11 protein-coding genes are annotated in these 12,299 nt (G+C 69.1%); 6 read left to right on the forward strand and 5 right to left on the reverse strand.

Annotated elements, in window-relative coordinates:
• Window positions 1-234: 234 nt before the first annotated feature.
• Together ACFY2Q_RS27285 and ACFY2Q_RS27290 are read left to right on the forward strand one after the other, a co-directional pair.
• Window positions 235-1,608: an MFS transporter gene (locus ACFY2Q_RS27285; RefSeq protein ID WP_387135025.1), complete on the forward strand. Its 1,374-nt coding sequence runs from the start codon at window positions 235-237 to the stop codon at window positions 1,606-1,608.
• A 97-nt stretch (window positions 1,609-1,705) separates the two neighbouring features.
• On the forward strand, window positions 1,706-2,128 hold the full coding sequence (locus tag ACFY2Q_RS27290; RefSeq protein ID WP_387135027.1) for a globin: 423 nt from the start codon (window positions 1,706-1,708) through the stop codon (window positions 2,126-2,128).
• A gap of 33 nt (window positions 2,129-2,161) precedes the next feature.
• Here the strand turns inward: ACFY2Q_RS27290 and ACFY2Q_RS27295 are convergent, their stop codons facing one another.
• The 4 genes from ACFY2Q_RS27295 to ettA form a co-directional block, all read right to left on the reverse strand.
• Entirely contained in the window at window positions 2,162-2,746 is a 585-nt protein-coding gene (locus tag ACFY2Q_RS27295; RefSeq protein WP_387135030.1) for a YbjN domain-containing protein, read from the reverse strand.
• Window positions 2,747-2,877: 131 nt separating this feature from the next.
• Window positions 2,878-3,609: a hypothetical protein gene (locus ACFY2Q_RS27300; protein WP_387135032.1), complete on the reverse strand. Its 732-nt coding sequence runs from the start codon at window positions 3,607-3,609 to the stop codon at window positions 2,878-2,880.
• Complete coding sequence (locus tag ACFY2Q_RS27305; protein WP_387135034.1) at window positions 3,606-4,049, reverse strand: acyl-CoA thioesterase; 444 nt, start codon at window positions 4,047-4,049, stop codon at window positions 3,606-3,608. The genes ACFY2Q_RS27300 and ACFY2Q_RS27305 overlap by 4 nt, the downstream gene beginning before the upstream one ends.
• Entirely contained in the window at window positions 4,042-5,718 is a 1,677-nt protein-coding gene (gene ettA / locus ACFY2Q_RS27310; protein WP_387135112.1) for an energy-dependent translational throttle protein EttA, read from the reverse strand. The genes ACFY2Q_RS27305 and ettA overlap by 8 nt, the downstream gene beginning before the upstream one ends.
• Window positions 5,719-6,025: 307 nt before the next feature.
• Between ettA and ACFY2Q_RS27315 the strand changes: the two genes are divergently transcribed.
• The 4 genes from ACFY2Q_RS27315 to ACFY2Q_RS27330 all read left to right on the forward strand — a co-directional run bounded on the left by ACFY2Q_RS27315 (window position 6,026) and on the right by ACFY2Q_RS27330 (window position 11,672).
• Window positions 6,026-7,426 (forward strand): trehalose-6-phosphate synthase, encoded by a 1,401-nt coding sequence (locus ACFY2Q_RS27315; protein WP_387135036.1) that lies wholly within the window; start codon window positions 6,026-6,028, stop codon window positions 7,424-7,426.
• Window positions 7,427-7,467: 41 nt separating this feature from the next.
• Window positions 7,468-10,032: a trehalose-phosphatase gene (otsB, locus tag ACFY2Q_RS27320; RefSeq protein ID WP_387135115.1), complete on the forward strand. Its 2,565-nt coding sequence runs from the start codon at window positions 7,468-7,470 to the stop codon at window positions 10,030-10,032.
• Window positions 10,033-10,158: 126 nt separating this feature from the next.
• Complete coding sequence (locus ACFY2Q_RS27325) at window positions 10,159-11,232, forward strand: recombinase family protein (protein WP_387135038.1); 1,074 nt, start codon at window positions 10,159-10,161, stop codon at window positions 11,230-11,232.
• Between the two features lie 50 nt (window positions 11,233-11,282).
• On the forward strand, window positions 11,283-11,672 hold the full coding sequence (locus tag ACFY2Q_RS27330) for a hypothetical protein (RefSeq protein ID WP_387135040.1): 390 nt from the start codon (window positions 11,283-11,285) through the stop codon (window positions 11,670-11,672).
• On the opposite strand, the gene ACFY2Q_RS27335 is transcribed toward ACFY2Q_RS27330, so the two are convergent.
• Entirely contained in the window at window positions 11,638-12,276 is a 639-nt protein-coding gene (locus tag ACFY2Q_RS27335) for a hypothetical protein (RefSeq protein WP_387135042.1), read from the reverse strand. The two genes, ACFY2Q_RS27330 and ACFY2Q_RS27335, sit on opposite strands and share 35 nt — an antisense overlap.
• Window positions 12,277-12,299 lie beyond the last annotated feature (23 nt).

Raw genomic sequence — 12,299 nt, forward strand, 5'->3', positions numbered from 1 at the left:
GCCTGACAACGCTGTCCGCCGATGCAGGGGTCGCGGGCCGCCCGGCCCCTCAGGTATCGTCCGTTCGTTCAGTCGGGGATGCGACGAACGAACCGTTCGCCCTAGCTAGTTGTCAGACGATCGGGCAGAATCCGAAAGACGCGTTCCCCCCGGAACGTGGTCACATCCTCGCTGATCCGTAGATCTGACGAGCGCTCCCGGTCGGGCTGTCACGAGCGGCTGCTCCGGGGGCCGATGGAGGCGACGGTGCCTGACGAGCGACCTTCCGCGGAAGGCCCGGCTACTTTTCGCGAAGTGTTCGCCCAGCGCGAGTTCCGGGCTGTCTTCGCCGCTGGGGCTCTGTCCTGGATCGGCGACTACGTCGCCAAGGCTGCCGTCACCCTCCTCGTCTACCGGCAGACCGAGTCCGTCGCGCTCTCCGCCGCCGCGTTCGCCATCAGCTACCTGCCGTGGTTGGTCGGTGGCCCGCTGCTCGCCGCGCTGGCCGAGCGCTACCCGTACCGGCGGGTGATGGTGCTGTGCGACCTCATCCGGATGGCGCTGATGTTGCTCATCGCCCTCCCGAACCTGCCGGTCCCGGCACTGCTGGTGCTCATCTTCGCCACCACGCTCGCCAACCCGCCGAGCCAGGCCGCGAAGTCCGCGCTGATGCCGCAGATCCTCGCCGGGGACCGGCTGGTGGTCGGGTTGTCGCTGAACAGCAGCATCGGGCAGGCCGCCCAGGTCGTCGGCTACCTGTTCGGCGCGGCCATCGCCTCGATCGACCCGAGGGCCGCGCTGTTGTTCAACGCGGTCACGTTCGGCGTCTCCGCGCTGCTGGTCCGCCTCGGTGTGCGCAACCGCCCGGCGGTGATGACCAGCGCGCACCGCAGCCACCTGCTCCGGGAGACCGCACAGGGGTTCCAGATCGTGTTCGGCACGCCGGTCCTGCGGGCCATCGCGGTGCTGGTGTTCAGCGCGATGCTCTTCTCGATCGTTCCGGAGGGGCTGGCCGCCGCCTGGGCCAACAAACACCCAAGCGTCAACATGAACCCTGGCACGGCGCAAGCGGTGATCATGGTCGCCAACCCGGTGGGCTTCATCCTCGGCGGGTTGCTGGTGAGCCGGCTGTTCGGCCCGGCCCGTCGATTGGCCCTGATGCGGCCGCTCGCGGTGCTCTCGCCGCTGGTGCTGGTGCCTGCGCTGTTCGACCCGTCGCCGTTGGTGGTGGCGTTGCTGGCCGCCCTCTGCGGGTTCGCTGTCGCCGGCATGTTGCCGATGGCGAACGGGCTGTTCGTCCAGGCGCTGCCGGCCGGGTTCCGGGCCCGGGCGTTCGGCGTGATGGCGACCGGCGTGCAGGTCATCCAGGGCCTCGCGGTGCTGGTCACCGGAATGCTCGCCGAGCGGTTCCCCATCCCTGTGGTGGTCGGGGTGTGGAGCGCGGTCGGGGTGGTGCTGATGACGGTCGCCGCGCTGCGCTGGCCGGACAAGCAGACCGTGGACGAGACAATCGCGGCGGCCACCGCGGCCAATGCCGCGATCCCCGAACCGAGCCTCCCTGTCGACGACACGGCGGCGGGCACCGATCCGCGGCCCGGTGACGACCGTCACCGGCAGAGCGTCATCTGACCCCCGTCCCAGCGCACCGGCCCGGGCCGCAGCGGCGTGACCCGACGCACGGCGTCCGGGTCGGCCCGGGTCGGGTGGCACCTGGCAGGATGGAACGGTGAACCCCGCAGGTGAATCCGACGGCGCGTCGATGACCCTCTTCGAAGCGGTCGGCGGCGAGCCCACATTCCGCCGGCTGGTGGCCGAGTTCTACGTCGGCGTGGCAAGCGATCCTCTGCTGCGGCCGATGTATCCCGAGGAGGACCTGGGGCCGGCGGCCGACCGGATGACCCTGTTCCTCATGCAGTACTGGGGTGGGCCGAACACGTACTCCGCCCAGCGTGGGCACCCACGGCTGCGGATGCGGCACGCCCCGTTCCGGATCGGCGCGGCCGAACGGGACGCCTGGCTGCGCAACATGCGCCGCGCGGTGGACCAGCTCGATCTGGAGCCGCAGATCGCCAGCACCCTCTGGGACTATCTGGAGCGGGCCGCGTACTTCATGGTCAACGCCGAGGACGACCCGGCCGAGCCCGCCTGACGGCTCGCACCGGGCGCCCGGCCCGCGTGAAGCTCAGAGCAGCGCGCCCTCGTCGTGCAGCCAGTCCACGAAGCTGGTAGCCACCGCCGCGCCGCAGTCGAGCATCTCGACCAGAAGTGCGTCGTGGGTGCCGGCGCCGAGCGGCACCTGAAGCTCGGCGTAGATCGGCAGTTGGCCGCGCTCGGTCGGGTCACCGACGTACGCCTTACAGAACCGGCGGGTGTGGTTCCACTCGTTGACCACCCGGTAGGCCCGGTCGGCCCAGTCCGGTGGGACCGTGGCGTGCGGACGGGCCCGCATCACCAGGATCTCGTCCTCCGGGCCTTCGAGGGTCACCAGCACGGCGTGCCGCTCCCACATGGCCAGCAGGTTGCCGTCGCCGTCGGCCAGATAACGCACGTCGAGTAGATCGAGCGCATCACAGACCCGGCCCAGGCTCACCGGCTCGATGGTTGCCGACATCTCGGCCAGTACGGGCCGGTCGCTTCCCGGGCAGTCGTCCCCCGGCTGGCGAGGGCTCGGCGGCCCGACACGGACCGCGCTGTCGACTGTGATCCCGCTTCCGGTTCCCGGATCCCCGCCGTCGGCGGGACCGGGGCGCCATGACCACCACGGCATCGCTCGCGCACCTCACTCCCCAGCGGATCCAGACGCCTACGGTGCGTTGGATCCGAGGATGGACGGTACCCGGACAGCCGAGTTGAAGCACCCCCCCAACGGCTGCACCGAACCAGAAGAATGATCCGGGGTCATCCGTTCGGACGAGTAATCAGGGGTGTCAGGGCAAGATCGGTGGCCTTCTGCAACCAGGCGGCTCCGTATGGTCCCACCAGGCCGACCCAACGGCCGGCGACCCGCACCTGCACCTCGGAGCGCGCCCGGCCGCCCACCGCACCGTCGACAGCGCTGCCAGCCGGTCCGAGGAAGCCCATCCGGACCAACCCCTGCACCAGCCGCTGCGGCACCTCCACGGCCGGGCCCGGCGGGGCGTCCGGCGTGACAAGCACGGCCACGTGGTCGAGCAGCGCGTCGCGCAGCACCCGCTGGCCCACCGCACGACCGGCAACGCCCTGCTCGCTCGCCTCGCGCAGAGTGCCAGCAGCCGCGTCCGCGACCCGCCGGACCTCAACGCTCGGCAGCACCTCCACAGGCCGGCTGGCCGCCGGTGGCAGCGGCCACCGCCACTGCGCGTCCCGACGGGCCGGCAACGCCGCGCCACCGCGTTCCAGCTCCGCCAGCAGTGTCGCGGCATCCACAGTGACGTCCACGGCGTCGCCGTCGGTCGGGCCGCCGGCCACCGTCCGAACCACAAGCACCTGCCACGGCAGCCGGGCCCAGAGGGAGACCCGGCCGGGCGTGCCGCCCGGCCGCAGCCGGACCGGCGCACCCGGATCCAACCGGACCAACCGAGCCAGGAACGCGCCCGCGTCGGCCACCCCGGTCAAGCCGTGCCCGGCCGGTGACGCCGCTGCCCGGGTCACTCGCCGCCGCCTGGGGCGTACGTGAGCAGAAAGGCCCGCTCCTCGGCGCTGATCCGTCGGGGCATCTGGCGGGTGAGGTCGAACGGCACGAGCACCGAGCGGGCTCGACTGGCCAGCACCTCACCGTCGTACAGCTCGTAGGCGACGGTGAACCGCGAAGCCTTGATCTCCTCCACCCACAGCTCGATCCGCACGGTGGGCGCGGCCTCCGCGGTGGCCCGGCCGAGCGCGTAGTCGACCGGGCGCAGGTAGTCCACCTCGTGGCGGCGGATCACCACCCCGTCGGCGAACGAGCCGACCCCCCAGGCCCGGCCGCCGGAGAACATCAACGCCACCCGCGCCTCCTCGTAGAGCGTGAGGAAGCGCGAGTTGTTGACGTGGCCGTACGCGTCAAGGTCGGACCAGCGCAGCGCGCAGTGGTAGACGAACCGATCAGTCACGGGTCAGCTTGCGGTAGGTCACCCGGTGCGGCCGGGCAGCCTCCGCGCCGAGGCGGTCGATCTTGTTCTTCTCGTACGCGTCGAAGTTGCCCTCGAACCAGAACCACTTGGCCGGGTTCTGGTCGTCGCCCTCCCAGGCCAGGATGTGCGTGGCGACGCGGTCCAGGAACATCCGGTCGTGCGAGATGACCACGGCGCAGCCGGGGAACTCCAGCAGGGCGTTCTCCAGGCTGGACAGCGTCTCCACGTCCAGGTCGTTCGTCGGCTCGTCGAGCAGGATGACGTTGCCGCCGATCTTCAGGGTCAGCGCCAGGTTGAGCCGGTTGCGCTCGCCACCGGAGAGCACCTTTGTCGGCTTCTGCTGGTCCGGGCCCTTGAAGCCGAACGCGGCGATGTACGCCCGCGACGGCATCTCGACCTTGCCCACCATCAGGTAGTCGAGCCCGTCGGAGACGACCTCCCAGACGGTCTTGTCGCCGTTGAGGCCCTCACGGTTCTGGTCGACGTACGACAGCGAGACCGTCGGGCCGACGCGGACCGCGCCGCCGGTCGGCTCCTCAAGCCCGACGATGGTCTTGAACAGGGTGGTCTTGCCGACGCCGTTGGGGCCGATGATGCCGACGATGCCGTTACGCGGCAGCGAGAACGACAGGTCGTCGATGAGCAGCCGGTCGCCGAAGCCCTTGCTGAGGCTCTGCGCCTCGATCACCGTGCTGCCCAGGCGGGGGCCCGGCGGGATCTGGATCTCCTCGAAGTCCAGCTTGCGGGTCTTCTCCGCCTCGGTGGCCATCTCGTCGTACCGGTCCAGGCGGGCCTTGGACTTGGTCTGCCGGGCCTTGGCGTTGGAGCGGACCCACTCCAGCTCCTCGGTGAGGCGCTTCTTCATCTTGGCGTCGCGCCGGCCCTCGACGGCCAGCCGGGCGGCCTTCTTCTCCAGGTAGGTGGAGTAGTTGCCCTCGTACGGGTACGCCCGGCCACGGTCCAGCTCGAGGATCCAGTTGGCCACGTTGTCGAGGAAGTACCGGTCGTGGGTGATGGCCATGACGGTGCCGGCGTACTTGGCGAGGTGCTGCTCCAGCCAGGAGACGCTCTCGGCGTCCAGGTGGTTCGTGGGCTCGTCGAGCAGCAGCAGGTCGGGCGCCTCCAGCAGCAGCTTGCAGAGCGCGACCCGGCGGCGCTCACCACCGGAGAGCTGGGTCACGTCGGCGTCCGGCGGCGGGCAGCGCAGCGCGTCCATGGCCAGTTCGAGCTTGGAGTCGACGTCCCACGCGTCGAGGTGGTCCAGCTCCTCCTGGAGCTTGCCCATCTCCTCCATCAACTCGTCGGAGTAGTCGGTCGCCATCTGCTCGGCGATCTTGTTGAACCGCTCCAGCTTGGCCTTGGTCTCGGCGACCGCCTCCTCGACGTTGCCGAGCACCGTCTTGGACTCGTTGAGCGGGGGCTCCTGGGCGAGCATGCCGACGGTGTAGCCGGGCATCAGCCGGGCCTCGCCGTTGCTGGGCTTGTCCAGCCCGGCCATGATCTTGAGGAGGCTGGACTTACCGGCGCCGTTCGGACCGAGCACACCGATCTTGGCTCCCGGCAGGAAGCTCAGCGTCACGTTGTCGAGCACGACCTTGTCGCCGTGCGCCTTGCGGGCCTTTTCCAGGACGTAGATGTACTGGGCCACGGTGCGGGCTACCTCCGTCGGTTGCTGTCGCTGATCGGCGGCACGGGCGCGGGCTACGAGGACCGCCCGCCGCCGCCGGCCGGTGACCGGCCGCGCGCACGCCATCGTCAATCCTGACAGGTACGACGCGCTTCGCCCACATCACCCCGCCTTAGCAGTACGCGGGCGCGCCGCTGTCGCCAAGATCACCTTCAGGATTCGGCACGTCCGGGGCGGGTAGGAGACTCCGGCACGGGGCACAAGACGCCGCAGCTACGCTCAGTACGCTCATCGCGGTGGACCCGTCAGCACCCGGAGGTGGCCGATCGTGACCGTCCGTAGCTCCTTTGTCGTAGTGGCGAACCGTCTGCCGGTCGACGAGGTGAGCACACCCGAGGGCCGGCAGTGGCGACGCAGCCCGGGCGGGCTGGTCACCGCGTTGCACCCCGTGCTCGCCGAACACAAGGGCACCTGGGTCGGCTGGGCCGGTGGCACCGGCGCCGCCCCCGAGCCGTTCGACCTGGAGGGCATCCGGCTGCACCCGGTCCCTCTGAGCGCCGAGGAGCTGGAGCGCTACTACGAGGGCCAGTCCAACGCGACGATCTGGCCGCTCTACCACGACGCGGTCGAGACGCCCGCCTACAAGCGTCGCTGGCGGGAGGCGTACCGGCTGGTGAACGCCCGGTTCGCGGAGGCCGCCGCGGACGTGGCGGCCGAGGGCGCGACGGTCTGGGTGCAGGACTACCAGCTCCAACTGGTCCCGGCGATGCTCCGCGAGCTACGGCCGGATCTGCGGATCGGGTTCTTCCTGCACATCCCGTTCCCCCCGATCGAGCTGTTCATGCAGATGCCGTTCCGCACCGAGATCCTGCGCGGCCTGCTCGGCTCCGACCTGGTCGGCTTCCAGCAGCGGCTGGCCGCGCAGAACTTCGTCCGGCTGGCCCGGCACCTGCTCGGGCTGCGCTACGAGGGGCAGATGATCCAGGTCGACGGTCGGCAGGTGAAGGCGGGCGCCTTCCCCATCTCCATCGACACGCAGGAGATGGAACGGATGGCCGCCGACCCGGCCATCCAGGCCCGGGCCAAGCAGATTCGCGCCGAACTGGGCGACCCGAAGACGATAATCCTGGGTGTGGACCGGCTGGATTACACCAAGGGCATCGAGCTACGCCTGAAGGCCTTCCGCGAACTGCTCGCTGACGGAAAGTTGACAGTTCCGGAGGCGGTTATGGTGCAGGTGGCCACGCCCAGCCGCGAGCGCGTCGAGCACTACCAGGCACTTCGAGTCAAGGTTGAGCGCGAGGTTGGTCGGATTAATGGCGAATTCGGGCGGGTCGGCGTGCCTGCGGTGCACTATCTGCATCAGTCGTACAGTCGCAGTGAACTGGCCGCGATGTACGTCGCTGCCGACGTGATGATGGTGACCCCGCTGCGAGACGGAATGAATCTGGTGGCCAAGGAGTACGTCGCATCGCGCGCCGACCAGGGTGGCGCGCTCGTGCTCAGTGAGTTCGCCGGCGCCGCCACCGAGCTGCGCCAGGCATTTTTGTGTAACCCGCACGATCCGGACGCGGTCAAGGACGCCCTGCTCCGGGCAGTGCACGTGGAGAAAACCGAGGCGCGCCGCCGGATGCGGACAATGCAACGTCACCTGCGTACCCACGACGTGGGGCACTGGGCCAAGTCTTTCCTCTCCGAACTCGGAGTCTCCGAGGCGGAGGCCGCGTGAACACGTCCGTCACCGACGGAGCGGCGATCGCCGCCGGAGTGATGGACCCGGAGCTGAGATCCGCCATCGGCCGGATCGCCCGGGTTCCCCAACTCCTCATCGCCTGCGACTACGACGGCACAATCGCGCCGATCGTGGAGGACCCGAGCACGGCCGTGCCACTGCCCGAGGCGGTGGCCGCGATCCGCGCGCTCGCCGCGCTGCCGCAGACCACCGTGGCGGTGATCTCCGGCCGGGCGCTGCGCGACCTGGCCGCGCTCTCCCGGCTGCCCAGCGAGGTGCACCTCGTCGGCAGCCACGGCTCCGAGTTCGACATCGGCTTCGTCGAACGGCTCTCCCCCGAGCTGGTGGCGGTCCGCCAGCGGGTGCGCAACGCGCTGCGGGAGATCGCCGCCGAGCACCCCGGCATCCGGCTGGAACGCAAGCCGGCAAGCGTCGCCATGCACACCCGGGGGGTCGACCCGCAGGTCGCCGCCTCGGCCATCGAAGCGGTCCGCAACGGCCCCGCCACCTTCGACGGCGTCACGGTGACGCAGGGCAAGGAGGTCATCGAGCTGTCCGTGGTGGCCACCCACAAGGGCACGGCGATCGACCAGCTCCGGACCCAGCTCGCGGCAAGCGCGGTGCTCTTCATCGGCGACGACGTCACCGACGAGAACGCGTTCGGCAACCTGCACGGCCCGGACCTCGGCATCAAGATCGGCCCCGGGGAGACCCAGGCCGGCTACCGGGTTGCGGAGCCGATCGAGGCAGCCCGCGCGCTCGGACTGCTGCTGGAGACCCGCCGGCACTGGCTGTTCGGCGAGCGGGCGGTGCCGATCGAACGGCACTCCATGCTGGCCAACGGTCGGACGGTCGCGCTGCTCACCCCCGAGGCCAAGGTCAGCTGGCTCTGCCACCCCAAACCGGACTCGGCGGCGATCTTCGCCGACCTGGTCGGCGGCAGCCCCGCCGGCCACTTCAGCGTCGCCCCGGAGCGCGGAGGCATTCCGCTGGGCCAACGCTACCGCTCCGGCACGATGACAGTGGAGACCCGGTGGTCCGGGCTCACCGTCACCGACTGGCTGGACAAGCCGACCCGGGAAACCGTCCCGGACGGCGGCCCGGCGGTGGTCACCGGCGACTCGACCCTGATCCGGGTGCTGACCGGCAGTGGCAAGGCCCGGGTGGAGTTCGCGCCGCGGCCCGAGTTCGGTCAGGTCGCCGTGCAGTTGCAGCCGCTCGGCGACGGCCTGCTGGTGCTCGGCTCCAACGAGCCGGTCGCCCTCTACTCCCCGGGGGTGGAGTGGCAGGTCACCAACGACGGCGGGTACGAGACCGCCAAGGCCCTCGTCGACCTCTCGGCCGCCGGTGGACAGGTCGTGCTGGAGTTGCGCTTCGCCACGCACAGCCTGGAGCACCACCGGGTGCCGATCCACGAGCGGCAGGCCGCGGCCGAGCAGCCGTGGAAGGACTGGGTGGCCTCGCTGCGGCTGCCGTCCACCGCCCGGGACCTGGTCGCCCGCAGCGCGCTCACCCTGCGCGGGCTCTGCCACGAGGCGACCGGCTCGATCCTGGCAGCGGCCACCACCTCGCTCCCCGAGGAGTTGGGCGGCGTCCGCAACTGGGACTACCGTTACTGCTGGCTGCGCGACGCGGCGCTCACCGCCCGCGCGCTCGTCGACCTGGGCTCCGTCGAGGAGGCCGAGGCGCTGCTGCGCTGGGTGGACGGCTGCATCGAGCGCACCGGCGGTCACCCGGAGCGGCTGCACCCGCTCTACACGATCGACGGCTACGAACTGGGTGCCGAAGCGGTGATCGACACGCTTCCCGGGTACGCCGGCTCTCGGCCGGTCCGGGTCGGCAACCTCGCCAACCACCAGCTCCAACTGGACGTCTTCGGGCCGATCGCCGACCTCATCGCGGCCGTCGCCGACGCCCGCGGCTCGGTCCGCGATGACGAGTGGCGGGTCCTGGAGAACATGGTCGAGGCGGTCCGCCGCCGCTGGCACGAGCCCGACCACGGCATCTGGGAGGCCCGGCTGCCCCCTCGGCACCACGTCTTCTCCAAGGTGATGTGCTGGATGACAGTCGACCGGGCGCTGCACGTCATGCGCGAGCACGGCGGCGAGGACCGGCCGGAGTGGAAGGACCTGCGCGACCGGATCGGTGCCAACGTGCTGGAGCACGGCTGGCACGAGGATGTCGAGGCGTACAGCGTCGCGTACGGCGACGAGGACATGGACGCCTCGTCGCTCTGGATCGGGCTCTCCGGCCTGCTCCCGGGTGACGACCCGCGCTTCCTGTCCACAGTCCTGCGCATCGAGGCGGACCTGCGCAGTGGCCCGGTCGTCTACCGCTACCACTGGGACGACGGCCTGCCCGGCCGCGAGGGCGGCTTCCACATCTGCACGGCGTGGCTGATCGAGGCGTACCTGCGCACCGGCCGCCGCACCGACGCTGAGGAACTGTTCGCGCAGATGGTGCTCACCGCCGGCCCGACGGGGCTGCTCCCCGAGCAGTACGACCCGCTCGCCGAGCGCGGCCTGGGCAACCACCCGCAGGCGTACAGCCACCTGGGTCTGATCCGCTGTGCCCTGCTGCTGGACAACATGCTCAAGCAGTAGCCGACAGGCAGTTCGACGACGGGCCGGAGCAGCGCTGCTCCGGCCCGTCGTCGCTTCGTACCGGTCGTCCGAGCGCCGCCGTCACGACGCATTGCACGATATCGGGCACCCCGATACGGTGCCGCGATGACCCCCCGACGTGCGGCGAAATACCGGCGGATCAGCGACGACCGCGAGGGCCGAGAGCTTGGCATCGGCCGACAAGACGAGGACCTTGACGAACTCGCCGAGCGTGAGAACCTGGTGTACGTCGCGAGCTACGTCGACAACGACATCAGCGCAAGCACTCGCTCGAAGAAGCGTCGGCCCCAGTACGAGCAGATGGTGGCCGATGCCAAGGCCGGCAAGTTCAAGGTCATCGCGGCCTACACCACCGGTCGCCTCACCCGTCGACCCCGTGAGCATGAGGACCTGATTGACCTCGCCGTAGAGCACGGGATCGAGTTCGCCTACATCCGGTCACCGTCGTTCGATCTCAAGACAACACAGGGCCGACGCATCGCGCGCACCCTCGCCACGCAGGACGCCGGTGAAGCCGAGGACATCTCCGAGCGAGTCGAGCGGGACGTCAAGCGACGGGCTGAGGCTGGCGAGTTCCACGGTGGCCTTCTGCCGTTCGGCATCGACGGTGACCGCGAGATTGTCAAGGGCAAGCTGCGATACGTCAGGTTCTGGCACCACACCACCGACGCGCCACGGGTGAGGGATGCCGTGCGCCGGGTGTTGGCTGGTGAGTCGCTGTACGGGATCGCCAAGGACTTCGGGAGGCGCCGAACGTTGAAACGCGCCCTCACCAACCCCGCCATCGCTGGGCTACGTGAGTACAACGGCGAGCTACACCCCACGCCCTGGGGGCCGATCGTTGACCCCGACGACTGGCAGCGTGTGGTCGAGATCCTGACCGACCCGGCGCGGTACAAGGGTGAGACGAACCAACGGAAGTACATGCTGTCCGGCCTGGTCATCTGCACCAACAAGCACCCTGACGGATCGACCTGCGGTAACCGTATGACCTCAACCAGCGCCAAGCGCACCGAGGGTCCGACGTTCGAGTGCTCGGTTCTGAAGAACAGGACTCGCGGCTGCGGCGGTACACGCATCGTCATGAAGCCGCTGGAGGATTACATCGCTGAGCAGGTGTTCACGCGGCTTGACTCCCCGCGCTGCGTAAGGCGATCTCCCGCGAGCGGGAAGGTGTAGACGACACCGAGCGGGAGTTACGCAAGGCCGTCAAGGATGACGAAGAGGGTTTGGTCCGCCTCGGCAACGAACGCGACGACAATCTGATCAACGAATCCGAGTATCGCCGACGCCGGGCACGGCTAACGGACCGCCTAGAAACCAACCGCGCAGCGCTGGACAAGGCGACCCGTGCGCGTGTCCACACCCGCCTGCCATCCGGTGCCGAACTACGTGCGATCTGGGCCGACCGTGACAACACCTGGAAACGCACCATCCTCGCCTCGGTCATCGAGCGCATCGAGGTTGGCCAGCAACCGATCAACCCAGAGACGGGGCGGTTGTTCACCAGCGCACCACCGAGGCGACGGGGTGAGACGGAGGAAGCCTGGCATCAGCGGTTCGACCTTCACCGAGCGAAGGTGTTCAGCCTCCGGGTGTCCGTGACGTGGCTTGTTTGATCCGATAACGAATGTTCTCGGGCAGCCTTCGAAGCCAGATCTTTAAGGCCCTTGACCAGCGGGGCACTAATATCCGGAGGCGCCTAATAAATCGCCGCCTCGAAGGAATTATCCGGATCGGGAGGTTGATGCCCTCCCGCTGCCAGAAAACGCCTGACGAGTCAAAGAACGTGATCACACAGATGAGCAGGCTTTCAGATAGCTCAGAGTCACGGACTGGCCGGCTCAGCTCCGCGTTCCATGCCGCTTCGTCCTGCAACACGTTGAACAGACCGAACTGTTCATCGAGGAACTGGGGTTCACTGATAAGCTGGATGTGAGCCATCAGATTGAAAACTGGCATGTTGCTGTAGTTGCTGATCAGGCATTCGACGTGCGTAATCTCGTCTGGCCGCTCGCCGTTCCGTTTCACCGTCACCGGTCGAGCAACGACAAGCCGCGCCTGCGTCGCCTCGTTATCTCGCTGCTCGTCACGCCGCACCCGGATTTCATGGCGGAATAGGAGACCCGTGAAGATCACGGCAGCCGTCGACATCACCAGGCCGGCGAGACTGCCCCACGCCTGCATCCAGTCGGTGATCTTCGGAGCCTCAGCGGCAAGCACCCGGCCAGGGTAAGACCTCGATG

The sequence above is a fragment of the Micromonospora sp. NPDC000316 genome (assembly GCF_042898885.1).
Taxonomy (GTDB): Bacteria; Actinomycetota; Actinomycetes; order Mycobacteriales; family Micromonosporaceae; genus Micromonospora.

Excerpts from the sequence above, each read along its gene's own strand:
- ACFY2Q_RS27285 (WP_387135025.1), top strand. The coding sequence starts at position 235 with ATGGAGGCGACGGTGCCTGACGAGCGACCTTCCGCGGAAGGCCCGGCT.
- ACFY2Q_RS27295 (WP_387135030.1), bottom strand. The coding sequence starts at position 2,746 with ATGCCGTGGTGGTCATGGCGCCCCGGTCCCGCCGACGGCGGGGATCCG.
- otsB (WP_387135115.1), top strand. The coding sequence starts at position 7,468 with ATGGACCCGGAGCTGAGATCCGCCATCGGCCGGATCGCCCGGGTTCCC.
- ACFY2Q_RS27325 (WP_387135038.1), top strand. The coding sequence starts at position 10,159 with ATGACCCCCCGACGTGCGGCGAAATACCGGCGGATCAGCGACGACCGC.